The organism is Limoniibacter endophyticus (genome assembly GCF_014652835.1).
Taxonomy (GTDB): domain Bacteria; phylum Pseudomonadota; class Alphaproteobacteria; order Rhizobiales; family Rhizobiaceae; genus Limoniibacter; species Limoniibacter endophyticus.
The window spans coordinates 81,455-105,381 of the sequence record NZ_BMZO01000012.1; the positions used below are offsets into that span (position 1 = coordinate 81,455).

The window sequence follows — 23,927 nt, forward strand, 5'->3', positions numbered from 1 at the left end:
CCGCGCACACAGATCTGAGGGCTCCCAGACTTTTGGCATATGCGCTCCCCGCCCTGCCGCTGGCCCTGCTCAGTCTGCCCTTTTATGCGACCATTCCGATCGTTTATGCCGAAGAGATCGGGCTTTCGCCCGCTTCTATCGGTTTCGTGCTGGCGCTGGCCCTTCTTTTAGGAGTTTTCACCGATCCGTTGATTGGGCTGCTGAGCGACAACGACGCGCGTTGGCTCGGTTCGTGGAGCGATCTCGGCCGCCGTCGCGGCTTTTTTGCAATCTCGCTGCCCATCACCGCTATCGCGGCGTTGATGATACTTTGGCCCTCTGCCAATGCCGGTATTATCTATTTCGCCTTTTGGGCCGCACTCCTGTCCATAGGCCAATCTGCAACCATGCTGCCCTATGCGGCCTGGGGGGCCGAGCTTGCGACCGATTACGAGGGAAGGGTGCGGGTTTCTGCTTATCGCGAAGCGACCGCTCTCGGCGGAATCTCGATTATTCTGGCGCTTCCCTTCTTCTTGGATTTTGCCACTCCGCTCGAGGACTTCTCCGCGTTGGCAGCAGTTGCCCTTTTCATCCTGATCGGCTTGCCGCTCTTGGGCGTTCTGGCCATTTCGAAATTGCCTGAACCGCAAAACCGTTCTTCATGTCAACTGGCATTTGTGGAAGGCTTGCGCGCAGTCTCCGAAAACCGGCCCTTTGTGCGGCTGCTAGCCGCTTATTTCATCAACGGCCTCGCAAACGGCGTTCCTGCCACGCTTCTTCTATATTTCATAGTGTACCGGGTCGGGAGACCGGACATGCAGGGAGCAGTGCTTTTTGTCTGCTGCCTTGCGGCTTTTGCGGGCGTGCCGCTTGCACTGGGCGCCGCCAAGCTGTTTGGCAAGCACAAGGCGTGGTGCCTCGCGATGATTATCTCCTGCGCGGCTTTCACATTGACTGGGTTCTTGAAAGAGGGCGAGTTCGGCGTGTTCATCGCTCTCAGCGTTGTTACCGGCTTCATGCTGGGGTTTGATCTGTCACTGCCGCCAGCCATACAGGCAGATGTCATCGACAGTGACACTGCAACATCCGGCTCACAGCGCACGGGCTTCTATTTTTCCCTGTGGGGCTTGGCGACAAAAGGCTCGCTTGCCCTTGCTGTTGGTCTTGTCTTTCCCGCTCTGGCTCTCGCTGGCTTCGATCCGGTGGCGCAGGTGAAGACAGAAGAAAGCCTTCTGGCGCTTACGGCGCTCTACGCCTGGCTCCCGCCGGTGCTGAAGGCCTTTGCCGTGAGCCTTATGTGGAACTTTCCGATTGACCAGGAGGAACAGATGCGGCTGGAGCGCGTCATTCAGCGCAGTTCCCGCGGTGTCCGCTAATCATTAAACATCGTGTTAATACCACTTTAAATCGCCGCATTTACGGTTCAGATGCTCGCGAGCGCGCGTGTCAGGAATTGTTGTACCTTTCGACGCACGCTATCTCGTTGGAATAACGCGTGAAATCTCCGAGGACGGGTAGTCTCGAGATGAGACATGCGCAGGGGTAATTACACAGGCAATGGCAAGAAAACCGAGTGATCACCGCATTGAACCGAGTTTCGACGATCGTGACGAGCGGATCGAAGAGGACGGTTTCGTTGCGCAGGCGGAGGACCGGATCATGCCATCCAAGACAAAAGGCAAACGCGTTTCATCGCGCAAGAGCGGAAGCCGAGGCAAGCAGCCGCGCCGGCATAAGCGCTCCCGGGGATCGATCTTTGGTCGTCTGATCTATTGGGGCTTCATCGCCTGTATCTGGGGCGGAGTAGCTCTGGTCGGCCTCATCGTCTACTACGGCGCGAAAATGCCTTCGGTTGCGAACTGGGAGATACCGGATCGTCCGCCGAATGTGCGCATTGTCTCCGTCGATAAGCAGCTGATAGCCAATCGTGGCATGACTGGCGGCGAGGCTGTGGGGCTGCACGAGATGTCGCCCTATATCGCGGAAGCCGTTATCGCTATCGAGGATCGCCGCTTCTATTCCCATTTCGGCGTGGATCTTATAGGTCTTGGCCGCGCCATGGCTGAAAACCTGACACAAGGCCGTTTGTCGCAAGGCGGTTCGACGCTGACGCAGCAGCTTGCCAAGAACCTGTTCCTGAAGCCTGATCGCACTATTGAACGCAAGGTACAGGAGGCCATGCTCGCCATCTGGCTGGAGCGTGAATATTCGAAGGATCAGATACTGGAGATGTATCTGAACCGGGTCTATTTCGGCTCGGGAGCCTATGGCGTCGAGGCCGCGTCGCGGCGCTATTTTCAGAAATCTGCCAAAGATGTGACGCTGGCGGAGGCTGCCCTGCTGGCCGGCCTTCTTAAGGCGCCTTCGCGCCTTTCACCTGCACGCGATCCGGAAGCGGCCAATGCGCGCGCCCAACTCGTCCTGACGGCGATGCGCCAGGAAGGCATGATCGATGATGGCCAGCTGAAAGCCGCAGTCAGCGCGCCGGCCAGCCGCGCAGCCGCCTATTGGACCGGGTCGGAACATTATGTAGCGGACAAGGTGATGGAGGTGCTGCCTGATCTCATTGGTGAGGTGCGCAGCGACCTTATCGTTGAATCGACCGTCGACATGACGTTGCAGAAGATCGCCGAAAAATCTATCCGCAACCTGATCGACAAGGACGGCAAGGCCAAGAAGGTCAGCCAGGGTGCGCTGGTTTCCATCGACAATTCCGGCGCCGTTCGTGCCCTTGTCGGCGGTTACGATTATTCCGACAGCCAGTTCGACCGCGCGTCTGAAGCACGGCGCCAGCCGGGTTCCGCGTTCAAGCCCTTCGTCTATCTTGCGGCCATCGAACAGGGCCGCACGCCGATGTCGATGCGCAACGATGCACCCATCACCATTGGCAACTGGACCCCGAAGAATTACGGCGGCAAGTATTATGGCCAGGTGACGCTGACGACGGCGCTGGCAAAATCGTTGAACTCGGTCGCCGCGCAACTCGCAATGGAAGTCGGTCCACAGACGGTCGTCGAGGCGGCGCAACGCATGGGCATCCAGTCGCCGCTGCAATCGAACATCTCGATCTCACTAGGTACATCGGAAGTCACGCCGCTCGAACTTACGGCAGCCTATGTGCCATTCGCCAACGGTGGCTATCGTCCCGAAATACATTTCGTCCAGCGCGTTACCACATCGTCAGGCGAGGTTCTCTACGAGGCAAAGAACGTGGCCACGCGCGTCCTCAGCCCCGAAGTCGTGGGCATGATGAATGCTATGATGACCAAGACGATCGAGGAAGGTACCGGCCATCGTGGTCAGTTCGGATGGCCAGCCGCCGGCAAGACGGGCACCTCGCAGAACTCGCGCGATGCCTGGTTCGTCGGCTACACTTCCAACCTGACAACCGGCGTCTGGTTCGGCAATGATGATAATAAGCCTATGGATCGGGTTACCGGAGGGGCTCTGCCTACCGCCGCATGGCATGATTTCATGGCGGCAGCTCACGAGGGCGTGCAGGTTGCCGCGCTGCCTGGGGAGTGGAACGGTAATTCTGTCGATACGATCAGCGATGCGATCCAAGCGATTCTCGACCAGGCACCCCCGGAGAGTGGCGCTTATACGGTTCCGGACAACGGTCAGACCGGTTCGATAGCACCGGTTCCTCCGGTCGACATAGGCGGCGGAACGGGCGCATCGCACGAAGTCAGCATCATGGATGTCATATTGGGCCGTCAGTAGCGCGGTAGGCGCTGCTGCTTGCATGATTGCATATCTATGAATAAGTTCGCGCGCGATAGTGCACCCTTTGGGGGCCCATTTTGCGAAAGCAGTTGATGTATTATCGCGTATTTGCCCTGTCGCAGTCTGTCCTGCAGCCTTTTCGTGCCTACGCCGAAACGGCCCGTGCATTCTATTCCGATCCGGCAAATCCGTTGTCTGAAACGCTCTTCGGCCGCTCCATGGTGGCTGGAGCGGAGCTTTTCGAACGCTCTACCCGCCGTTATGACAAGCCAGCGTTCGATATCGCCGAAGTGACCGTCGGAGGACAAGCTTTCGCCGTGGAGCAAACGACGGTGTGGCAAAAGCCCTTTTGCCATCTCCGGCATTTTGTTTGCAAGGGGCGAGAGCACCCGGCTCCGCGCCTGCTGATCGTGGCACCCATGTCAGGTCATCACGCAACGCTTTTGCGGGGGACGGTGGAAGATATGCTTCCCTATGCGGATGTATTCATCACCGATTGGATTGATGCTCGACAGGTGCCCTTATCCGCAGGGCGCTTTGGCCTCGATGAGTATATTGACTACGTGATAGATATTCTCTCCTTCCTTGGTAAGGACACGCATGTCTTGGCTGTCTGTCAGCCTTCTGTTCCAGTATTGGCGGCAGTGGCTGTCATGGAAGCGCGCAACGAGCCCGCCAGCCCCAGATCGATGACATTGATAGGCGGCCCCATTGATCCTCGAGTCAATCCGACCGCTGTGAACAAGCTTGCACAGGAGCGTGGCACCGAGTGGTTTGCCGAAAACGTCGTGATGGACGTTCCAGGGGGAGAGCCGGGTGCTGGCCGCGCCGTTTATCCAGGTTTCCTGCAACTTGCGGGTTTCGTGGGCATGAATTTCGACCGGCACCTCCATGCACATCAGGATTTCTTTCGTCATCTTGTGCAAGGCGACGAGGATGGGGCTGAGAAACACCGTCGTTTCTATGATGAATATATGGCCGTCATGGATCTTTCGGCCGAGTTCTATCTGGAGACAGTGGATGCCGTCTTCGTTCGCCACCTTCTGCCGAAGGGCGAAATGACCTACCGCGGCAACCGCGTTGATCCTGCCGCGATAAGGCGCTGCGCCCTCCTTACCATCGAGGGCGAAAAGGATGATATTTCAGGCGTCGGACAGACGCGTGCCGCGCATGAACTATGCGTGAATATTCCCCCACATCGTCAGCATTATCATCTGCAAGCCGAAGCCGGCCATTACGGCGTGTTTAACGGTTCCCGTTTCCGTCGCGAGATTGCGCCGCTCATCTCCGAATTTTTGCAAACCAACCCCTGACCGGCACTGGAACTCATGGAAAACTACCGCGTTTCTTCCGTTGAACTCCCGAAAACCCATGGAAGGTATATGCTTATCAAGCCTCTCATCGTCGCGCCTGTATTGGTACTTATTTCAGCTCTCGCCAGCTACGCACCTGCTCAGGGCATCAATAGTCAGGAATCGATCGACAAAATTGTCGGCACGCCCGTGGAGACGAAGACCGAGAAGGCGGAGGACGATCTGGGTCACATCCTGACTCTTATGGACAATTCGGAGGTGGTGCTATCTGAGGTGCGCAAGCGCACGAAGCTGGACCAGCTTGAAATTGTTTATCTGCAGGACGTCGGCATGACGAGTATGCCCGAGGCGATCCAGAAAAAGCAGGAAGAGCGAAAGGCGGAAATACTCGCACTTCAACAGACGATCGAAGGCAACGCCATGTTCTATCACGCGATCGATTCTCGCGGAATTCTGCTCCGTGACATCCTTGCAATCGAGTTTCTCAATCGGGATCGCGTAGTGATATATGCGGCCGGCAACAATCCAGGAAGCTGAATTTCATAAACAATATATAAGAATTAGGTTTATCTAAACAGATCTGTCATTTTTGACTATTGACGACAGGTAAAACAAGAAACCTGTGGAAGACTCGACTGCATTTGACTTAGAAAAATATAAAAAAATCCAAGAGGGAATTTTTCAGTAATTCGCGTATGTCGTACAGGCGGCATCGCTGACTTAGCGTGGCGGTGTGGAATGGGGCGTTTCGACAAGACACTTGAATTTATTGCGCGTTTGCAAAACGCGCAAACGGTGAAGACGGTCAACGCGACCTTGCTGTCGCTTATACAGCCTTTCGGGCTCGACTATTGTATCGCAGCAATCATCCCGCAAACGGGAAGATTGCCGACCAGCCGGCGGCGTCTACAGTCGCACATTCTATTCTCGAGCTGGCCTTCCGAGTGGCAGACACAATATGAGCGTGCCCGCTATATCCAACGTGATCCGCTGGTAAAGCGCTTCCAATGTGCCCCTGCGCCGTTTCGGTGGTCTGACGAGAGCGTGCGCGCCCTGATCAATGATGATCTTGGAGCTGCGACTCTGATGGATGAGGCACGTGACCATGGTTTGAAGGACGGGCTAGGCTTCGTCGTCGATACTCTGGACGGGCGCAGAGTTGCAGTGAGTTTCGCAGGCGAGAATGCGGATCTTTCACCTGCGGAACGCAGCGTGCTCAACCTGATTAGCGTTTATGCGGTCGGCAAGGCAATGGAAATTCTCGATGGGAAAAATCGGGTTGCCTTTGGCTTGCTCGGTCTGACCCTGCGCGAGGTCGAATGCCTGAATTGGGCATCGCATGGCAAGAGCGAATGGGAAATAGGTCAGATTCTGGCTATTTCGGAACACACGGCAGAAAAGCACCTCGCCAGCGCGAAAGTAAAGCTGCGCGCAGCAACGCGCGCGCAGGCTGTTTCGGAGGCTATGCGCCTGGGGTTGATCCGGTAGTTGCGGGCCAGCTCCCGTCAGCGGAAATCTGAAGCCGGAAAGCTGTATCGCGTCGAACAGAACTCGCAGTCAACGTGAACCTGACCGTCGGCTTCGGTGCTTTCATCCAGCTCCTCAGCCGTGAAGCCGCTGAGTATGCCGCGGATTTTCTCTTCAGAGCAGGAGCATTTATCCAGAACGGTCTGTCCTTCGAATACCCGAACCCCCTGCTCGTGGAACAGACGGAACAGGAGGCGTTCCGGCCGGATGGACGGATCTATCAGTTCGTCAGCCTCGATCGTCGAAATCAGCGCCATGGCCTCCTGCCACGCTGCATCCGGCTCGTAATTTTTCTCCTGTTCGTCATCGCTGCCGCTTGGTAGATCGGCCATGCGCATTCGCTCGGGTGCCTGCGGCAGGAACTGGGCGATCAGTCCGCCGGCCCGCCATTCCTCCGTACCCCCAGGAAGCATCATTCGGGCAACAGCCATCTTTACGTCGGTAGGGATCTGTTCCGACTGGCGGAAATAGGTGCGGGCCACCTCTTCAAGCGTAGAGCCGTCGAGGGCAACGACACCCTGGTAGCGGCTCGTATGTGCCCCTTGGTCGATAGTCATGGCCAGAACGCCGGCACCTAGAAGTTCGTGCGGCGCGTCCTTCCTGGCAGCGACCGCTTCCGCCAGACGCTCCGCATCGAAGCGGGCATAGGCGCGCACCGCATCCGGACTTGCAAAGTCGGCAACCAGCAGGTCGACGGGGCCATCGGATCGTGTCTGCACTATGAACTTGCCGTCGAATTTCATCGCTGTCCCGATCAAGACCGTCATCAGGATAGCTTCGGCGAGAAGACGCGCCACCGGTTCGGGATATTGATGGCGCGCCATGATGGAATTGAGCATCGGGCCGATCTGCACAGCGCGACCGCGCACGTCTAGCGGCTCCACGGCAAAAGGCACGACATGATCGTCGCGGGAATATTCGAGGTCGCCAAGAGATGGCTGCGTATCGGTCACGGCTTTAGGTCCTGCACGGAATGGTTCAATGATTTTGTCCCACGCCGAGGCGAAGCGGAAGGCTGTCTCAATTCGACGGGACAGATCTGATGCCTTTCAAGGAAGTACCAGATCCGGCAGATAGTGCGCTCCCTGCCCTGGATCAAGCACCTAGACAGTAGGCAAGCACCGCGCGCTGCGCATGCATCCGGTTCTCCGCTTCGTCGAACACCACGGAATGAGGGCCGTCGATGACAGAGTCGGTGACTTCTTCCCCGCGATGGGCTGGCAGGCAGTGCATGAACAGCGCGTCGGGACTGGCAAGCGCCATCAGTTCGTCATTGACCTGATAAGGCTGGAAGACGTTATGGCCTCGCGCCTTATGCTCCTGGCCCATGGAAACCCAGGTATCGGTCACGATGCAGTCGGATCCCGTTACGGCATCCTTGGCAGAGCGGAACATCTCGACGCGTCCACCATTTTCTTTTGCCCATGCAATGAAACGCTCGTCGGGTTCGCTTCCTGCCGGCACGGCGATATTGAGACGGAAGGAGAAGCGGGCGGAGGCTTCGACCAGCGAATGCAGCACGTTATTGCCGTCGCCCGTCCAGGCGAACAGCTTGTCCTTCACCGGTCCGCGGTGTTCTTCGAAGGTGAGGATGTCGGCCATGATCTGGCACGGATGCGTATCGTCGGTCAGACCGTTAATGACGGGTACGGTAGCATGTTCGGCCATTTCCAGAAGACGGTCGTGCCGAGTCGTGCGGATCATGATCGCATCAACGTAGCGCGACAGGACCTTGGCGGTGTCAGCAATGGTTTCCGAGCGTCCGAGCTGCATCTCGGCACCTGTCAGCATCAATGTCTCGCCACCGAGCTGGCGCATCGCCACGTCGAAGGAGACGCGGGTGCGCGTCGAAGCTTTCTCGAAGATCATGGCGAGGACCTTGCCCTCAAGCGGCTTGCTGCGCTCTCCGTTTTTTATCTTCGCCTTGCGTGCGGCGGCATCGTTGAGAATAGCCCGCAAGGTCTGGCCATCGGTCGCTGCGAGATCGAGAAAGTGACGAACGCTCATTACACGGCTCCCTTGGCGCGTGCGCCCTTGGCTTCATTCTGGGCTTCGGTTTGCAATTTTTCGCAGGCGGTTCGAATACGGGCGATGGCCTCACGTATGTCTTCGTCTGTTGCCGTCAATGGTGGCAGGAGGCGCACGACATTGTCACCAGCAGGCACGCAAAGAAGCTTCTCACCGGCGATAGCGTCCTTCACCACGTTGTTGGGCAATACGCATTTCAGTCCCATGAGAAGGCCGACACCCCGAGCTTCCGATACGACGCCGGGGAAACTGTCGGCGATTTCCGCCAGCCCCTGCTTGAGAAGCAGCGCCTTACGGTTAACCTCGTCGAGGAAGCCTTCTTCAAGCACAATGTCCAGAACAGCGTTGCCGACGGCCATTGCAAGCGGATTGCCGCCGAACGTGGTACCATGTGTGCCGGGCACCATGGCATCCGACGCAGCAGCGGTGGCAAGGCATGCTCCCATCGGGAAACCACCACCAATACCCTTGGCGACGGCCATGATATCCGGTGCGATTCCGGACCATTCATGTGCAAATAATTTGCCGGTGCGGCCGACGCCGGTCTGAACCTCGTCGAAGATCAGGAGAAGGTCGTGTGCATCGCAGAGCGCACGGATTTCTTTGAGTATCTTTGGCGGAAAGGCTCTCACGCCGCCTTCGCCCTGCACCGGTTCAAGCAGAATGGCAGCGGTGTCAGCACCGATGACTGCCTTTAGCGCATCGAGATCGCCATAGGGGACCTGATCGAAGCCCTCCACTTTGGGGCCGAAACCTTCGAGATATTTTTCCTGGCCCCCGGCGGCAATCGTCGCCAGCGTGCGGCCATGAAAGGCCCCCTGTATTGTGACGATGCGGTAGCGGTTCGGCTGGCCCTTGGCGAAGAAATGGCGACGCGCTGTCTTGATCGCGCATTCGAGCGCTTCCGCACCGGAATTGGTGAAAAAGACGCGGTCCGCAAATGTATTGGCAGCCAGGCGATCTGCAAGACGGCTCTGCTCCGGGATCTCGTAGAGATTGGAGACATGCCAGAGTTTTCCTGCTTGCTCCGTCAGCGCTGCAACAAGGTGCGGGTGCGCGTGGCCGAGTGAATTGACCGCGATGCCAGCCGCGAAATCGAGATATCGCTCGCCCTTGTCCGTCAGAAGCCAGCTTCCTTCACCTCGCTCGAATGTGAGCGGCAGGCGGGAGAAGGTCTGATACAGAGCGGTCGTACTCATTGCATATCCCCGGTCAACATAAGCTGAAGCGCATCCACCGCTTCAGGAAAAGAGAGTCCAGCCAGCGGTTCGCAGGGCTAGCAGGCCTCTCGATGTGAGATGCGGCCTGATTGGATTTCTGTGGAGAAGCTCCTGCCGCAAACGAAAAAAACCGCCAGAAGGCGGCGCAAACTTTATTCCGGTTTTCGAAGATCAAGTCAACGCTTGCGTTCCGTCTCGCAAAATCTTCCTCGCAGCGAGTAGGACATCTTTCGTGCCAAGTTGTTGAAAACCTCGAAAAGCGATTCGCGGCCTCTAGCAGAAGCTTGCCACGGAGTCAGCCATCACGTTAGACTCGTCAGAGAATTAAGCATTTCGTGCGGCAACCCATCCATTTGTCGGCGCTGCGGCGGCAGCAATGAATCCTGGCGAACAGCCGGGGCGTGGGGGGATTCCTGGGACCGCAGTCAGATGGAGCGAATGCGCCATGAACTGGACCGATGAACGAGTTGAACTTTTAAAGAAGCTTTGGTCGGAAGGCCTGAGCGCTAGCCAGATCGCGACCCAGCTGGGAGGCGTGAGCCGCAATGCGGTGATCGGCAAGGTGCATCGCCTGAAGCTTTCGGGTCGCGGGCGTTCAGCGCCAGCGCCCGCGCAGAAGGCAAAGCGACCGACGCCAACTGTAGCATCTTCGGCTGGTGTGCAGCGCAGCAGCGGTCGTGCCGCACCTTCCGGCATGAATCCGGTAAACGCCGTTTCCGGCGGGTCGATGCGTTCCATGCCGACGTCGATCGGTGCGACCGCGCTCAAGGCGCAATTCGATGCTACTCCGGTGCCGCAGCAGCAAGTGATGCGTTCAACCGAAGACGTCGTGGTGCCTATCTCGCGTCGCCTGCCGCTGGTTGCTCTGACTGAGCGCACCTGCAAATGGCCGAATGGCGATCCGCTCAGCGATGATTTCAACTTCTGTGGCAATGATTGCGCGGAAGCGGGCCCCTATTGCACCTACCATGCCAAATTGGCTTTTCAGCCGACTTCGGAACGCAGGCGCGTCAGGTAATTATGCATTTATAAAGAAAGGCCGGCTCATGAGCCGGCCTTTCTTGCTTCGATTTGCCAGAAGTTGTCAGGCGATCGGCATGCCTGTTACCCTATGCGTCTCGTCGTCCTTCGCGCGGTGATGATCCAGCTGCTGGCCGGTAACGATATAATAGAGAATTTCCGCAACGTTGGTTGCGTGGTCCCCGATGCGTTCGATGTTCTTGGCGCAGAAGAGAAGATGCGTACAGGTCGAGATATTGCGCGGATCTTCCATCATGTAGGTCAGCAACTCGCGAAACAGCGAGGTATACATGGCGTCTATCTGGTTGTCGCGATCGCGCAGATAGGCGAGGCGATCAACCGATCGCGATGCATAAGCGTCAAGAACATCCTTCAGCTGTGTGCGAGCCAGTTCGGAAAGCGCCTGCAGGCCGCGATAGAGCTTCGAAGGGTGGTTGGTGCCCGACATGGCGACAACGCGCTTGGCAATGTTCTTGCCCATATCGCCGACGCGCTCCAGTTCGGCCGAAATGCGGATTGCGCTGAGAATTTCACGTAGGTCCTGTGCCATGGGCTGGCGGCGTGCCAGTAGCGAAATAGCCATATCGTCAACCTCGCGCTGTGCTTGATCGAGCAAGGCATCATCCGCGATGACTTGGCTGGCGAGAGCCAGATCATCATTGGCCAGTGCCGTTACGGCCTGGTCGATAATCTGCTCTGCCTGGCCTCCCATGGCGGCAAGCTTGGCAGTCAAGGCATGCAGCTCATCGTCGAAGGATTTGACTGTGTGTTGGGTAAGCGAGTTCAAATGCCCGTCCTCCGATCAAAAGTGCGCGCGATGAGACATTTGCGCAGAGCTTAAATGAGAAGGCTAGCGCAATGTGATGACAGAAAAAAGAATATGGTGGATGATCTACGGGAATCTCGTATCTGAATCAGGGCCTTCTATGAGATTTCAGCTTGGTCTGCCTCGAGGTGAACGAGCTCATCATCCAGAATGTTGCCCTTCGCGAGCGGCAGAATGATGGAAAAGGTGGAGCCCTCTCCAAGCTTCGAGACGATGTCGAGGCGTCCGTGGTGGCGGGTCAGGATGTGCTTGACGATGGAAAGCCCCAGCCCGGTTCCCTTGTGGGTCCGGCTTTTTTCCACGTCGACGCGATAAAAACGCTCGGTCAGACGTGGAATATGCTCCTCCGGAATGCCAGGGCCGAAGTCGCGGAAACTCACCTCCGCCTCCTTCTCATTCGCCTTGACGAAAATTTCGACCCGCTTCCCCGACTGACCGTATTTGCAAGCATTCTCCAGCAGGTTCTGGAAGACTTGGAACAATTCGTCCTGGTTCCCATGCACCATCAGCGGTCTGGATGGAAGCGTGAGATCAATGTCCAGTTCGGCATTGCGGGCCATGGGAGACAGGCTGTCGATGACGCTGCTGACAATCGTGCGGATATCGAGGGAACGTCCGGCTCCCAGCCTTGGCTTCATTTCCAGCCGCGACAGTGAAAGCAGGTCGTCGATAAGACGGGCCATGCGGGTCGTCTGGGCCTGCATGATCTGCAGGAAGGCATCGCGCGCTTTCGGATCATCCTTGGCCGGACCTTGCAGTGTCTCGATAAAGCCTGAAACGGAGGCCAGCGGCGTTCGTAACTCGTGGCTGGCATTGGCGATGAAATCAGCCCGCATGCGATCCAGCCGACGCATTTCGCTCTGGTCACGAAAGACCATGACGAAGAGCCTGGCTGGCCCGTCCAGGGGCAGAGCTTCCACATGATAAAGCCGTTCCATGGGAAGGCGCTCGGCATAGTCTACCGCCTCAGCTTCTCCACCCTGCAATACGGTATCGATCAGGTTTTGCATTTCCGGCGCGCGGAAGCGCAGGCGCATGTGGGTTCCGGGCTGAACGCCTTCGAAGGCATCACGCGCGCCGGAATTGGCGAAAACGACTATACCTTTCGCATTGAAGACGAAGATAGGATCGGCGACGGCATCCGCCAGGCGCGTCGCGGACAAGGCTTCCATGGTCCTGCGCGGCTTGGGCACGTTGATGAGAGGCGCTTCCCGTACCAGTAATTGCCTGGGACGAAGGAAGAAAAGCACACCTGCTGCGGCCAGACCGATTGTGAAAACCAGGAAACCGACGGCAGGTCCGGCAGAAAGACCGAGATAGGGGAAGGCCAGCGCCAGCATCGTGACGAAGAGCGCGATGCGCCTGCGCAAGATGACCTGTCGCCGGTTACGCTGCCGCTCCTCGCCATGTGCGGGTGAAGAAGTATCCTGTAAACTCAAATCGTGCCTCGCTACCAGGCAATCGCCCCCGGATCGTGTCGAACCGCTTTCTCTATCCTGTCACTAAAGCAGTTTTGTTACAGCCGCGCCGCATTTTTCCAAAATGCTCGATTCTTCGCGCGAAATCGGCCATCCTGCCCTTGGGAGTTGCAGGGCTTGTGGCGGAAGGGAAGGCTATGGCGAAACAGACGGCGAAGAAAAAACCCAACAATGGCAAGGAAAAGACCATCGTGAAACTCAAGATCGACGGGAAAGCGCGTCGTTTTGACATAACTGATCCCAGCTTGCCGGACTGGGTGAAGGATCGTCAGCTTTCCGCCGGAGACTATCCTTATTCCGAGAAGCTTGATTCCAAAATATACGAAGAATCCCTTGAATCCTTGCAGATTGAACTCGTCAAGCTGCAGAGCTGGTTCCAGAAGGCCGGGGCGCGGCTTATGATCCTGTTCGAGGGACGTGACGCAGCAGGAAAGGGAGGTTCGATCGGTGCCTTGCGTCAACATCTCAACCCGCGCTCGGCGCGGAATGTTGCACTCCCCAAACCCTCCGAGACGGAGCGCGGGCAATGGTATTTCCAACGCTACATCACCCATTTTCCCGGCCACGGAGAGTTGGTGACCTTCGATCGATCCTGGTACAACCGCGCCGGCGTTGAACCGGTCATGGGTTTTTGCACGGCGGAAGAGCATGAAGCCTTCCTGCAGGAAGCGCCCAAGTTCGAAGAGTTGCTCGTGCGCGATGGCATTCATTTCTACAAGTTCTGGCTCAATGTCGGCCAGGAAACGCAGCTCAAGCGTTTTCATGACCGTTTTCACGACCCGCTGAAGAAGTGGAAATTCTCGCCCATTGATTTGGAGGGTATCGGTCGCTGGGATGATTACACGCGCTTCCGGGATGTCATGTTCGAGCGCACTCATACCGAGCACGCTCCCTGGAAGATCGTACGAGCCAACGACAAGCGGCGCGGACGGCTCGAATTGATCCGTCACATCCTCCTGACCATAGATTATGAAGGTCGCGATCTCGCCGTTCTAGGCAAGACGGATGAAAAGATTCTTCTCGACGGCTCCGATTTCATGAAGCTGTCGCTTCGATAAAGCTCTAGCGCGCGCCTTTTTTCGGCGCGCGCTTTCGTCCGTAAAGCTCCAGGCGATGATGCACGATGTCATAGCCGAGTGCCCGGGCGATCTCTTCCTGCAATTCCTCAATCTTTTCCGAATGGAATTCGATGACGTCGCCGGTCTCGATATCGATCAGGTGATCGTGGTGAGAATCGCTTGCCTGTTCGAACCGTGCCGGTCCGCCATCAAAGGCGTGACGATGAATAACGCCGATTTCTTCAAGCATTTTCATGGTGCGATAGACCGTCGAGAGTGAAATGCTCTTGTCGATGCTGGAGGCGCGCCGGAACAGCTCGATCGCGTCGGGATGATCTTCGCTTTCCGTCAGAATTGTCAGAATGATCTTACGTGGACGCGTGATACGAAAGCCGGCCTTGCGCAGCAGCTCCTCGTAGTTCGCAATGAGAATCGGTGTCGTCATCCCGCGAATATGCGCCAGACGCCGCGGCGTTTCCAGCCAATTTGCTGCTCCTGTAAAGTCGGCTGCTCTTTATTGCAAATAATTTGCAATTGCATTGACGGCAACGAAATCCATGCATAGCTTAAAAGGAGTCAGTATTCGGAGCTTTTCCTGCATGCGTCTCTTTCTGCTTTCACGTCCCGGTCACCCCCTCGTACTTGCTGCACTGGCCCTTGCCTTGCTGGGGGCGGGAGGAAATGCCCATGCAGAAAAACTGAAAGTCGTGACGACATTCACGGTCCTGGCTGACATGGCGCAGAATGTCGCAGGCGAGGCGGCAGATGTTCAGTCGATTACCAAGCCGGGTGCTGAAATTCACAATTACCAGCCTACCCCCGGAGACATTCTGCGTGCCCGTCACGCCGATCTGGTATTGTGGAATGGCTTGAACTTGGAGGCATGGTTCGGGCGCTTTTTCCGCAATCTGGGCAATGTTCCAAGTGCTACCCTGAGCGAGGGTGTCCACCCGATGCCGATCGTCGAAGGACCGTATGACGGCAAACCTAATCCGCACGCATGGATGTCGTTGTCCGATGCGCTGATCTATGTAGAGAATATCCGCAAGGCGCTAACGGAAAACGATCCGGACAATGCGGATGTCTACGCAAAGAACGCTGCCGCCTATTCCGAGAAAATCCGGGCGCTTTCGACGGAGATCGGAGCACGCGTCGAGGCGTTGCCGCCGGAACGCCGCTGGCTCGTAACCAGCGAAGGGGCATTCTCCTATCTTGCCCGTGATTTCGGCCTGAAGGAGCTTTATCTCTGGCCGATCAATGCCGATGCGCAAGGCACGCCACAGCAAGTGCGTCATGTCATCGACACCGTCAGGGAAAACAAGATTACCTCCGTTTTCTCCGAAAGCACCGTTTCGGCAGATCCGGCGAAGCAGGTTGCGCGCGAAACCGGCGCGCATTACGGCGGCGTTCTCTACGTCGACTCACTCAGCGATGCCGACGGCCCGGTGCCAACCTATCTCGATCTGATGAGTGTGACGACGAGAACAATTGTGGAAGGTCTGTCGAGATGATCGAACGCCTGGAGGCGGGCGAGACCGCCCTTTCCATCAATAATGTCACCGTTACATATCGCAACGGCCATACCGCGTTACGCGACGCAAGCTTCTCGCTGCCGCGTGGTTCGATCGCCGCGCTCGTTGGCGTTAACGGAGCCGGCAAATCGACGCTCTTTAAGGCGATCATGGGCTTCGTTCCGGCGGCGCGCGGTTCCGTGTCGGTTTTCGGCGCGCCTGTTCAGGCCGCGCTGCGCAAGAACATCGTTGCATACGTCCCGCAAAGCGAAGACGTCGACTGGAACTTTCCGGTTCTGGTCGAGGATGTGGTCATGATGGGACGCTATGGACACATGAACATGTTTCGGCGTCCGGCAAGGAGGGATCGGGAGAAGGTTGAAGAAGCGCTTGCCCGCTTAGGCATGAGCGATTTTCGCGCCCGCCAGATCGGCGAGCTTTCCGGCGGTCAGAAGAAGCGGGTCTTTCTGGCGCGGGCGCTGGCGCAGGAAGGGCAACTTATCCTGCTGGATGAGCCGTTCACGGGCGTTGACGTGAAGACCGAGGATGCAATTATTGCCCTGCTCGAGGAAATGCGGGAGGAGGGGCGGTTAATGCTTGTGTCCACGCATAATCTGGGTTCTGTGCCACGCTTCTGTGATCGTGTCGTGCTGGTTAACCGGACCGTGCTGGCGAGCGGTCCCACCGAAGTGGTGTTCACGCAGGAAAATCTCAGGCAGGCATTCGGCGGTGTGTTGCGTCACCATATTCTGGAAGGCGCGGATCTACATGACGATGAAGATCCGCGTGCATTGACGGTTCTGACCGATGATGAACGCCCGCTTGTGTTCTACGATCGTAAGGACGAGACGAAATGATTGCGCTTCTCGCCGAACCCTTTGCTTATGGCTATATGCGCAATGCCATGTTTGTCGGCGCATTGGTAGGCAGCGTCTGTGCCTTTCTTTCGGTCTATCTGATGCTGAAAGGCTGGTCGCTGATCGGCGACGCGCTCTCCCATTCAATCGTGCCGGGCGTGGCCGCCGCCTATATGTTCGGGCTGCCCTTCGCCGTGGGAGCCTTCTTTTCCGGTGGCCTCGCGGCGGGCGCCATGCTCTTCTTGTCAGGGCAGACGAAGCTCAAGGAAGATGCCGTCATCGGTCTCATCTTTTCGGCCTTCTTCGGTATCGGTCTCTTCATGGTTTCGATTTCACCAGCCAGCGTCGATATTCAGACCATTGTCATGGGTAATATTCTGGCGATCACGCCATCTGATACGGTGCAACTGGTCATAATTGCTCTCGTCAGCCTGATGATTCTCGGGTTGCGCTGGAAAGACCTTATGGTCGTCTTCTTCGATGAAAATCACGCGCGCTCGATCGGACTCAATCCGACGCGATTGAAATTTATCTTTTTTATCTTGTTGAGCGCCTCGACGGTTGCCGCTCTCCAGACCGTTGGCGCTTTCCTCGTCGTCGCACTGGTCGTTACTCCTGGGGCTACCGCTTATCTTCTGTCGGACCGTTTCCCGCGCCTGATCGTGATTTCGGTAACGATCGGCGCGCTCAGCTGCTTTCTGGGCGCCTATCTCTCGTTCTTTCTCGACGGCGCGACAGGCGGGATCATCGTCGTGCTGCAAACGCTGGTTTTCCTGATCGCCTTCCTTTTCGCTCCAAAGCACGGCCTGCTCGCCGCAAGGCGCAAGGCGCGCGAAGCGTTGATCGACGGAGGAAAGGCATGAGCGTCTTTCTTGCCGACCCGTGGCTTCCCTTCGATTTGCCTTTCATGCAGCAGGCGTTCTTGATGGCCTTGCTGGTTTCGCTGCCGCTGGCGCTGCTATCCTGCTTCCTCGTTCTGAAGGGGTGGGCGCTGATGGGGGATGCGATCAGCCACGGGGTTCTCCCGGGCATCGTCATTGCCTATATGGTCGGGTTGCCTTTGGCAGTCGGCGCATTCCTGGCCGGGCTTTTCTGCGCGATTTCGACCGGGTATCTGCGAGAAAACAGTCGCGTCAAGGAAGACACGGTTTTGGGAGTCGTCTTTTCCGGCATGTTCGGCCTTGGCGTCGTGCTCTACACGTGGGTGAAACCGGATGTGCATCTCGATCATATATTGTTTGGCGATATTCTCGGCCTCGTCTGGGGCGACGTCCTTGAAAGCGCCGTGATGGCGGCAATCGTTTTTGGTACAGTCGGCCTCTTCTGGAGGACATTCATGGCGCATGGTTTCGACGCGCAGCATGCTCGCGCAATCGGCCTGCCGGTTCGTCTGCTGCATTATGGGCTGCTTGCCGTGCTGTCGTTGGCTGTCGTCGGCGCACTGAAAGGTGTGGGCATCATTCTGGCGGTGGCGCTGTTGATCATGCCGGGTTCGATTGCGCTTCTGCTAACACGCCGTTTCGGTGCGATGTTGCTGACGGCGATGGCGATCGCGGGGTTCTGCGCGATCCTGGGCATCTATCTCAGCTTTTATATAGACAGCGCACCGGCCCCAACCATCGTGCTTTGCATGACGATCTGTTTCATTTTCTCCCTTCTCTTCTACCGCCTGCAAATGGCCCGAATTCAGAAGCAGATCGCAGTCTCGTCCTGATTTGCCTGTGTTGTGTTCCAACGCGGCCAAGCTTATGTCAGGAACCGACATGAACAGATAAAAACAGGCGCGATTCTCATGGCACAGGATACGGAAATCCCGGAAAAGATCGTCATCATCGGTCATGGCCATGCAGGTATCGAAGCGGCTGCTGCGCTGCGCCAGAAGGGTTTTGCAGGCAGCATCACAATCGTGGGCGATGAGCCGGATCTGCCTTATCAGCGACCGCCACTGTCCAAATCCTTTCTGAAAAGCGCTGATGATGCCGGATTGCCGTTGAAGGCGGACAGTTTTTTTGCCTCTTCGAACATCGATCTCAAACGTAACGTGAAGGCAAAGAGCATCGACTGCGAGACGAAAACGGTCGCGCTCAGTGGCGGCGCACGTCTCGACTATGATCATCTCATCATTGCAACGGGGGCGCAAAACCGTATGCCGCCTGTGGCAGGGCTTGTGCGCGAGCAAGTTCTGGAGCTGCGCACCCTTGCCGATGCCCGGAAGATGTTTGCTGTGCTCGACAGGCTCAGCCGTGTCGCCATTATCGGCGGCGGCTTCATCGGGTTAGAGGTCGCCGCCCTGTTGCGGGCGCGCGATGTCGAGGTCGATCTGTTCGAAGCGGCACCACGCCTGATGAGCCGTGTGCTTTCCGAGCCTGTTTCGGCCTGGTTCAAGACCTTTCATGACAAGCTCGGCACGCGTTTGCACCTGAATGCAAACGTCGAGCAACTGCATCACCATGCCGACCGCACCGACGTTCATTTCGCAGGAGGGCAGGTTCTTTCAGTCGATGCCGTTGTTGTTGCGGCCGGCATTATGCCGGAAACTGCTCTAGCCGAAGCGGCCGGGTTGGATGTGGATAATGGCATAGTGGTTGACGCCTGGCTGCGGACGTCGGACGCCTCGGTCTCTGCCATTGGCGATTGCGCTGTTTACCCGAATTTTTTCGCAGGTGAGATGATGCGGCTGGAATCGGTGCAGAATGCTGTCGACCAGGCACGCTTTGTCGCGGCGCGCCTTGTGGGCGGCGCGCAGGATAGCTACCGCGACCTGCCGTGGTTCTGGTCGAACCAGGGTAGTGCGCGCCTGCAGATAGCAGGCCTAGCGAATGGTCATGATCAGGTGGTTCTGCGCGGCTATCCGGAGACTGGGAAGTTCTCTGCTTTTCTCTACAAGGACACAAAACTGGTCTGCGTTGAAAGCGTCAATGCTGCGACCGATCACATGGTGGCCCGCCGTCTGATTGCGCAGAATATCGCCGTTCCGGTTGAGACGGCACGTGATCAGCACTCAGATCTCAAGGCGTTGCTGGCCGCTGCGGCGGCCTAGGCCGCGATCGGCGCCAGCGGCGCAGGCGTGGTTGCCTCCTTGTCCTCATACTTGCAGAGGTCGGCGATTACGCATTTTGCGCATTCGGGCCTACGGGCCTTGCAGACATAGCGTCCGTGCAGGATCAGCCAGTGGTGGGCGTGTTGCATGAACTCGCGCGGAATGATGCGCACCAGTTCGTCTTCTACCTGCTCCGGCGTTTTGCCCGGGGCCAGATGAATGCGGTTGCCTATGCGCAAAATATGCGTGTCGACTGCCATTGTTGGTTCGCCAAAAGCCATGTTGAGCACGACATTGGCCGTCTTCCGACCCACTCCCGGCAGTGTCACCATGGCTTCACGTGAGGGGGGAACCTCACCGCCGAAATTCTCGATCAGCGCTTTGGAAAGCGCAATCACATTCTTGGCCTTGTTGCGCCACAGCCCGATCGTACGGATGTGCTCGCCCACAGTGTCTTCGCCCAGTGCGACCATCTTTTCGGGGGTGTCAGCGATTTCGAAAAGCTTGCGGGTCGCGCGGTTGACGCCGGCATCCGTTGCTTGCGCGGAGAGCGCCACCGCGACGAGTAGTGTGAAGGCGTTCACATGCTCCAGCTCGCCTTTCGGCTCCGGGCGTTGAATCGCGAAGCGGCGGAAGATTTCCCTAATCTCCTCGCGCGAGTATTTACTGCGTTTGCGACGTGGCTTCCTGGCTGCCGGCTTTGGTGGCGACGGTTTGACGATAGGCTTGTTCATGGTCTTTCTATATAATCGCAACATGCAGGATACAAACCCGGCATTCGATCCAGAAGCACTGTTTTTTCAGGCCCGATTGACGCCCTATCGGTCTTTGGGGCGAGAGGGCTTTGGGCTGTTGATGGCGGCACTCATCATCGCCTGGGGCGCGGCAGGTCTCATCTTTGCGCAATTGGGGGCATGGCCGGTCTTCGGTTTCTTCGGCCTGGATGTCATTCTGGTCTATCTTGCTTTCCGGACCAATTACCGGGATGCGCAGCAGGCAGAAGAAGTCTCTTTATCACGCACCAAGCTTCTGGTGCGTCGCACGGAGCCGTCAGGAAAGATTAGCGAGTATAGTTTCAATCCGTTCTGGACGCGCTTCCGCGTTTCGCGTCATGAGGAATTCGGCATCACTGCCATGCATCTGGAAAGCAAGGACAGGCATCTCATTCTCGGGCAGTTCCTGAACGCTCATGCGCGTGAAGAATTCGCTCGAGATTTTGCGACAGCGCTGGCCCGGGCGAAATCTTGAGGTGGCAAGAAACGGGTGGCAGCGCAGGCTTCTTTGCGGCAGATTCGGCTCAAATTTGTAAACCTCGATCTGCGGGGAGAGATCATGACCATTCCTGTTCGCATGGAAACGCTGACGAAACTCGATACGAGTGAGCGCGATTACGACACGATCCGTCGCGTTATAGAGAAGATCAGCCTGGATTACCGCGACCAGCCCAGCTTGGAGGTTCTGGCTGAAAGCGTCGGCGAAACGCCGACCGGTCTGCAGAAGCTCTTCACGCGTTGGGCAGGGTTGTCGCCGAAAGCTTTCCTCCAGGCTGTGACACTCGACCATGCGCGCCGTCTTCTGGCAGATGGCCTTCCGCTTCTTGAAACCTCGCTTGAACTTGGGATGTCCGGGCCTGGGCGTCTGCACGACCTCTTTGTGACACATGAGGCCATGTCTCCGGGGGATTTCAAGGTACATGGCGCGCAGCTCATCATTCGCTACGGTTTTCATCCCTCGCCTTTTGGCGAATGTCTGGCGATGATCACCGATCGCGGCCTGGCCGGGCTAGCCTTCGCGGATGGCGGGGCTGACAATCGCAGGGCGATGCTGGACGATATGACGCGCCGTTGGAAAAAAGCGGTGTATCGCGAGGATAGCAAGGCCACCGCGCCTTATGTTTCTCGCATATTCGACCCGGAGGCATGGCAGCCAGACCGTCCCTTGCGCGTCGTCCTGATCGGGACGGATTTTCAGATATCGGTCTGGCAGGCGCTGCTCGACATTCCGTTCGGTCAGGCCACGACCTACGGCGCGATTGCCAGCCGCATCGGTAAGCCATCTGCAAGTCGCGCAGTCGGTGCGGCAATTGGTGCCAATCCGATCTCTTTCGTCGTTCCTTGCCATCGCGCTGTTGGCAAGACCGGAGCGCTTACGGGTTATCATTGGGGCCTGACACGTAAGCGCGCGATTCTCGGTTGGGAAGCGGGTGTAGCCGGCTAGTTTCGTATCGAACGCACTCCCTGTGCGCATCTTGCGGATTTGAGATGAAATTTCTGCGTCGGCGTGCCAGTTTAAGGCATCTTTTGCTCTCTGGCGCGCCGCGGTTGACTGATCGCGCGAAGCACGCGTCAGCGACTGGAAGCTGCTGAATCATCATGATCAGCAGGCAGAAACGAATAGCGAAGAAAAACAGGGAACGTGAATTCGATGAAGCGTCTTCTCACCGGGTTGTTTGCGGCAACCATGCTCACCATGCCAGCACTGGCTCAAGATGATTACCAGCCGGCCGTGATTTATGATCTCGGCGGCAAGTTCGACAAATCGTTCAATGAGGCGGCCTATAATGGCGCGCAGAAGTTCGCGGATGAAACGGGTGTGGAGTTCCGCGATTTCGAATTGCAGAACGATTCTCAGCGCGAGCAGGCGCTGCGCCGTTTCGCTGATGACGAAAACAATCCGATTGTCATGGCGGGTTTTGCCTGGGCTTCTGTTCTTGAAAAGGTCGCACCTGACTATCCAGATACCCATTTCGTCGTGATCGATACGGTTGTCGAGCAGCCGAATGTCGGTTCGATCGTGTTCAAGGAGGCTGAGGGTTCCTACATTGTGGGCGTATTGGCGGCGATGGCCTCCAAGTCCAAGACCGTCGGCTTCATCGGGGGCATGGACGTTCCGCTGATCCGCAAGTTCGGTTGCGGCTTTGTCGGTGGAGCCAAGGCTGGTGGCGCAACCAAGGTGCTCTACACAATGACCGGCGACACGCCTTCTGCCTGGAACGATCCGACGAAGGGCGGTGAAATCGCCCGCTCGCAGTTCGACCAGGGCTCGGACGTCGTTTATCATGCAGCTGGCGGCACCGGCATTGGCGTACTGCAGGCTGCCGCGGATGCTGGCAAACTGGGCATTGGCGTGGATTCCAATCAGAACGGGCTTCACCCCGGTAAAGTCCTTACCTCTATGGTCAAGGGTGTCGATACGGCAGTCTATGACGCGCTCAAAACTGGCCAGGCTGGCGAATTCAAGACCGGCGTGACCAATCTTGGCTTGAAAGAGGGGGGCGTCAGCTATGCTCTCGACGAGAATAATGCGGCTCTTATTACGGATGAGATGAAGGTCAAGGCCGAGGAAATCCAGGCGCAGATCGTCTCGGGTGAACTCGTGGTTCATGATTACATGACCGACAACAAGTGTCCCTATCAGGATTGACTTTGGTCCAGCTTTAATGCCGAAGAGCGAGAAAAGCCCACCCCGGAGAAGGGGTGGGCTTTTTTGCATTCTGTTGCGGGAAAGACACAAGCATTAGGGAAACATTAATGCTGTTTTTACGCAAATGCCCGATACTTCTTCTTGTCATCGCAATGTCAGGAATTTGCCCCAATCGGGCAGCTTATGGACTATGTGCGAAAGACGCACGCCATTCAAAGAACGAAAAAATTCATCAGGTTCGAGCCATGGTTACCGTCAGCTGGTTTACGCTTAAATTGAGAGCTTTCCACGACTTCCTCTTTTCCGGATATCGTCCGGAACGCCATTATATGCGTGGCCCGGGGCCGGCTTGCGCGCGTCGTTCGTCACGTCAGGTCTGACTATTCACGAATTAGAGCGTCCTGCTTCACTGAATCTCAAGGAAGCGATAAGAGGTTGTCCCGGGGATGATCGTGGGACGAGTCGGTCAGCCGCCTCCATTGCGTGGTCTGCCAGTATTCGAGGGCCGCGCCAACAGTTTGAATTGCCGCATCGGACTCATTGAAGATCATGCTTCGGGCGATGCGGTGGAAACGGCGAGATAAATGGCCTCTCTTCCAAAGAATGAAAGCCGAGCTAGGCGTTTTTTGAAAGATCAGCGCGGCGGTATTGCGATCGAGTATGGTTTGCTCGCTTTGCTGATCGCGGTCGTGATCTTTGGAGCCGTCATGGCAATAGGACAACATCCACTGGTAAAACCGTACCGGGAAATTTCCGACCGGCTGAGTGCAGACGACGCATAAGGTCGGGATCGCCTGAGGCTCGCGCTTTTCGGTGAGTATGGGGAGAGGAGTTTTCTGGTGCTGCCGAGTGGGATTGAACCACCGACCTCTCCCTTACCAAGGGAGTGCTCTACCACTGAGCTACGGCAGCGAACGCCGC

The 23,927-nt window shown here is 57.1% G+C and carries 23 protein-coding genes and 1 tRNA gene; 16 read left to right on the forward strand and 8 right to left on the reverse strand.

Annotated features, from left to right (window positions below; all coding sequences use genetic code 11):
- Positions 1-32 precede the first annotated feature (32 nt).
- The 5 genes from IE151_RS16655 to IE151_RS16675 all read left to right on the forward strand — a co-directional run bounded on the left by IE151_RS16655 (position 33) and on the right by IE151_RS16675 (position 6,506).
- A complete protein-coding gene (locus IE151_RS16655) occupies positions 33-1,355 on the forward strand; it encodes an MFS transporter (RefSeq protein ID WP_244636850.1) in 1,323 nt (440 codons plus the stop codon).
- Positions 1,356-1,536: 181 nt separating this feature from the next.
- Entirely contained in the window at positions 1,537-3,702 is a 2,166-nt protein-coding gene (locus tag IE151_RS16660) for a transglycosylase domain-containing protein (protein ID WP_189492839.1), read from the forward strand.
- 95 nt (positions 3,703-3,797) lie between these two features.
- On the forward strand, positions 3,798-5,018 hold the full coding sequence (locus IE151_RS16665) for a polyhydroxyalkanoate depolymerase (RefSeq protein ID WP_189492841.1): 1,221 nt from the start codon (positions 3,798-3,800) through the stop codon (positions 5,016-5,018).
- Between the two features lie 15 nt (positions 5,019-5,033).
- Positions 5,034-5,555 (forward strand): hypothetical protein, encoded by a 522-nt coding sequence (locus IE151_RS16670; protein WP_210310908.1) that lies wholly within the window; start codon positions 5,034-5,036, stop codon positions 5,553-5,555.
- 201 nt (positions 5,556-5,756) lie between these two features.
- Positions 5,757-6,506 (forward strand): helix-turn-helix transcriptional regulator, encoded by a 750-nt coding sequence (locus tag IE151_RS16675; protein ID WP_189492845.1) that lies wholly within the window; start codon positions 5,757-5,759, stop codon positions 6,504-6,506.
- A 17-nt stretch (positions 6,507-6,523) separates the two neighbouring features.
- On the opposite strand, the gene IE151_RS16680 is transcribed toward IE151_RS16675, so the two are convergent.
- From IE151_RS16680 to IE151_RS16690, 3 genes are all read right to left on the reverse strand, one after another.
- Positions 6,524-7,498 carry an Hsp33 family molecular chaperone gene (locus IE151_RS16680; RefSeq protein ID WP_244636851.1) on the reverse strand — a complete coding sequence of 325 codons (975 nt, stop codon included), beginning with the start codon at positions 7,496-7,498 and terminating at the stop codon, positions 6,524-6,526.
- A gap of 142 nt (positions 7,499-7,640) precedes the next feature.
- Positions 7,641-8,552, reverse strand: a complete 912-nt coding sequence (argF, locus tag IE151_RS16685) for an ornithine carbamoyltransferase (protein ID WP_189492847.1) — start codon at positions 8,550-8,552, stop codon at positions 7,641-7,643.
- Positions 8,552-9,772, reverse strand: coding sequence for an aspartate aminotransferase family protein (locus IE151_RS16690; protein WP_189492849.1), 1,221 nt, complete (start codon positions 9,770-9,772; stop codon positions 8,552-8,554). Before IE151_RS16690 ends, argF begins: the two co-directional genes overlap by 1 nt.
- 466 nt (positions 9,773-10,238) lie before the next feature.
- On the opposite strand from IE151_RS16690, the gene IE151_RS16695 reads away from it, so the two are divergent.
- Positions 10,239-10,811, forward strand: a complete 573-nt coding sequence (locus IE151_RS16695; RefSeq protein WP_189492851.1) for a GcrA family cell cycle regulator — start codon at positions 10,239-10,241, stop codon at positions 10,809-10,811.
- 66 nt (positions 10,812-10,877) lie between these two features.
- On the opposite strand, the gene phoU is transcribed toward IE151_RS16695, so the two are convergent.
- Both phoU and IE151_RS16705 read right to left on the reverse strand, forming a co-directional pair.
- Positions 10,878-11,600 (reverse strand): phosphate signaling complex protein PhoU, encoded by a 723-nt coding sequence (gene phoU, locus IE151_RS16700; protein WP_189492853.1) that lies wholly within the window; start codon positions 11,598-11,600, stop codon positions 10,878-10,880.
- 137 nt (positions 11,601-11,737) lie between these two features.
- Positions 11,738-13,078 carry an ATP-binding protein gene (locus IE151_RS16705; protein ID WP_244636852.1) on the reverse strand — a complete coding sequence of 447 codons (1,341 nt, stop codon included), beginning with the start codon at positions 13,076-13,078 and terminating at the stop codon, positions 11,738-11,740.
- 176 nt (positions 13,079-13,254) lie between these two features.
- Here IE151_RS16705 and ppk2 point away from each other — a divergent pair, with 176 nt between their 5' ends.
- Positions 13,255-14,175 (forward strand): polyphosphate kinase 2, encoded by a 921-nt coding sequence (gene ppk2 / locus IE151_RS16710; protein WP_189492854.1) that lies wholly within the window; start codon positions 13,255-13,257, stop codon positions 14,173-14,175.
- A 4-nt stretch (positions 14,176-14,179) separates the two neighbouring features.
- Here the strand turns inward: ppk2 and IE151_RS16715 are convergent, their stop codons facing one another.
- A complete protein-coding gene (locus IE151_RS16715) occupies positions 14,180-14,620 on the reverse strand; it encodes a Fur family transcriptional regulator (RefSeq protein ID WP_189492856.1) in 441 nt (146 codons plus the stop codon).
- A gap of 154 nt (positions 14,621-14,774) precedes the next feature.
- Between IE151_RS16715 and IE151_RS16720 the strand changes: the two genes are divergently transcribed.
- From IE151_RS16720 to IE151_RS16740, 5 genes are all read left to right on the forward strand, one after another.
- The gene (locus IE151_RS16720; protein ID WP_189492858.1) at positions 14,775-15,686 is read left to right on the forward strand and encodes a metal ABC transporter substrate-binding protein; all 912 of its coding nucleotides are present in this window, start codon (positions 14,775-14,777) and stop codon (positions 15,684-15,686) included.
- The gene (locus IE151_RS16725; RefSeq protein WP_189492860.1) at positions 15,683-16,543 is read left to right on the forward strand and encodes a manganese/iron ABC transporter ATP-binding protein; all 861 of its coding nucleotides are present in this window, start codon (positions 15,683-15,685) and stop codon (positions 16,541-16,543) included. The genes IE151_RS16720 and IE151_RS16725 overlap by 4 nt, the downstream gene beginning before the upstream one ends.
- The gene (locus tag IE151_RS16730; protein WP_189492862.1) at positions 16,540-17,406 is read left to right on the forward strand and encodes a metal ABC transporter permease; all 867 of its coding nucleotides are present in this window, start codon (positions 16,540-16,542) and stop codon (positions 17,404-17,406) included. Before IE151_RS16725 ends, IE151_RS16730 begins: the two co-directional genes overlap by 4 nt.
- Complete coding sequence (locus tag IE151_RS16735) at positions 17,403-18,257, forward strand: metal ABC transporter permease (protein WP_189492864.1); 855 nt, start codon at positions 17,403-17,405, stop codon at positions 18,255-18,257. Before IE151_RS16730 ends, IE151_RS16735 begins: the two co-directional genes overlap by 4 nt.
- Positions 18,258-18,335: 78 nt before the next feature.
- The gene (locus IE151_RS16740; protein WP_189492866.1) at positions 18,336-19,583 is read left to right on the forward strand and encodes an NAD(P)/FAD-dependent oxidoreductase; all 1,248 of its coding nucleotides are present in this window, start codon (positions 18,336-18,338) and stop codon (positions 19,581-19,583) included.
- On the opposite strand, the gene nth is transcribed toward IE151_RS16740, so the two are convergent.
- Positions 19,580-20,317 carry an endonuclease III gene (gene nth / locus IE151_RS16745; protein WP_189492868.1) on the reverse strand — a complete coding sequence of 246 codons (738 nt, stop codon included), beginning with the start codon at positions 20,315-20,317 and terminating at the stop codon, positions 19,580-19,582. The genes IE151_RS16740 and nth overlap by 4 nt on opposite strands.
- A gap of 22 nt (positions 20,318-20,339) precedes the next feature.
- Here nth and IE151_RS16750 point away from each other — a divergent pair, with 22 nt between their 5' ends.
- From IE151_RS16750 to IE151_RS16765, 4 genes are all read left to right on the forward strand, one after another.
- Positions 20,340-20,831, forward strand: a complete 492-nt coding sequence (locus tag IE151_RS16750; protein ID WP_189492965.1) for a DUF2244 domain-containing protein — start codon at positions 20,340-20,342, stop codon at positions 20,829-20,831.
- An 84-nt stretch (positions 20,832-20,915) separates the two neighbouring features.
- The gene (locus IE151_RS16755; RefSeq protein ID WP_244636853.1) at positions 20,916-21,800 is read left to right on the forward strand and encodes a methylated-DNA--[protein]-cysteine S-methyltransferase; all 885 of its coding nucleotides are present in this window, start codon (positions 20,916-20,918) and stop codon (positions 21,798-21,800) included.
- Between the two features lie 207 nt (positions 21,801-22,007).
- Positions 22,008-23,006 carry a BMP family lipoprotein gene (locus tag IE151_RS16760; protein WP_189492870.1) on the forward strand — a complete coding sequence of 333 codons (999 nt, stop codon included), beginning with the start codon at positions 22,008-22,010 and terminating at the stop codon, positions 23,004-23,006.
- 584 nt (positions 23,007-23,590) lie between these two features.
- Positions 23,591-23,788, forward strand: a complete 198-nt coding sequence (locus tag IE151_RS16765) for a Flp family type IVb pilin (protein ID WP_189492872.1) — start codon at positions 23,591-23,593, stop codon at positions 23,786-23,788.
- Positions 23,789-23,843: 55 nt separating this feature from the next.
- Here IE151_RS16765 and IE151_RS16770 read toward each other — a convergent pair.
- Positions 23,844-23,918: transfer RNA gene (locus IE151_RS16770), tRNA-Thr, on the reverse strand.
- Positions 23,919-23,927: the final 9 nt, after the last annotated feature.

Bases quoted from the DNA above. Each gene is read 5' to 3' on its own strand.
- IE151_RS16735 (WP_189492864.1), top strand. From the start codon at position 17,403: ATGAGCGTCTTTCTTGCCGACCCGTGGCTTCCCTTCGATTTGCCTTTC.
- nth (WP_189492868.1), bottom strand. From the start codon at position 20,317: ATGAACAAGCCTATCGTCAAACCGTCGCCACCAAAGCCGGCAGCCAGG.
- IE151_RS16720 (WP_189492858.1), top strand. From the start codon at position 14,775: ATGCGTCTCTTTCTGCTTTCACGTCCCGGTCACCCCCTCGTACTTGCT.
- ppk2 (WP_189492854.1), top strand. From the start codon at position 13,255: ATGGCGAAACAGACGGCGAAGAAAAAACCCAACAATGGCAAGGAAAAG.
- IE151_RS16755 (WP_244636853.1), top strand. From the start codon at position 20,916: ATGACCATTCCTGTTCGCATGGAAACGCTGACGAAACTCGATACGAGT.
- IE151_RS16660 (WP_189492839.1), top strand. From the start codon at position 1,537: ATGGCAAGAAAACCGAGTGATCACCGCATTGAACCGAGTTTCGACGAT.
- IE151_RS16665 (WP_189492841.1), top strand. From the start codon at position 3,798: ATGTATTATCGCGTATTTGCCCTGTCGCAGTCTGTCCTGCAGCCTTTT.
- IE151_RS16760 (WP_189492870.1), top strand. From the start codon at position 22,008: ATGAAGCGTCTTCTCACCGGGTTGTTTGCGGCAACCATGCTCACCATG.
- IE151_RS16715 (WP_189492856.1), bottom strand. From the start codon at position 14,620: ATGACGACACCGATTCTCATTGCGAACTACGAGGAGCTGCTGCGCAAG.
- IE151_RS16750 (WP_189492965.1), top strand. From the start codon at position 20,340: ATGCAGGATACAAACCCGGCATTCGATCCAGAAGCACTGTTTTTTCAG.
- IE151_RS16765 (WP_189492872.1), top strand. From the start codon at position 23,591: ATGGCCTCTCTTCCAAAGAATGAAAGCCGAGCTAGGCGTTTTTTGAAA.
- IE151_RS16670 (WP_210310908.1), top strand. From the start codon at position 5,034: ATGGAAAACTACCGCGTTTCTTCCGTTGAACTCCCGAAAACCCATGGA.
- argF (WP_189492847.1), bottom strand. From the start codon at position 8,552: ATGAGCGTTCGTCACTTTCTCGATCTCGCAGCGACCGATGGCCAGACC.
- IE151_RS16695 (WP_189492851.1), top strand. From the start codon at position 10,239: ATGAACTGGACCGATGAACGAGTTGAACTTTTAAAGAAGCTTTGGTCG.
- IE151_RS16730 (WP_189492862.1), top strand. From the start codon at position 16,540: ATGATTGCGCTTCTCGCCGAACCCTTTGCTTATGGCTATATGCGCAAT.
- IE151_RS16740 (WP_189492866.1), top strand. From the start codon at position 18,336: ATGGCACAGGATACGGAAATCCCGGAAAAGATCGTCATCATCGGTCAT.
- IE151_RS16690 (WP_189492849.1), bottom strand. From the start codon at position 9,772: ATGAGTACGACCGCTCTGTATCAGACCTTCTCCCGCCTGCCGCTCACA.
- IE151_RS16725 (WP_189492860.1), top strand. From the start codon at position 15,683: ATGATCGAACGCCTGGAGGCGGGCGAGACCGCCCTTTCCATCAATAAT.
- IE151_RS16675 (WP_189492845.1), top strand. From the start codon at position 5,757: ATGGGGCGTTTCGACAAGACACTTGAATTTATTGCGCGTTTGCAAAAC.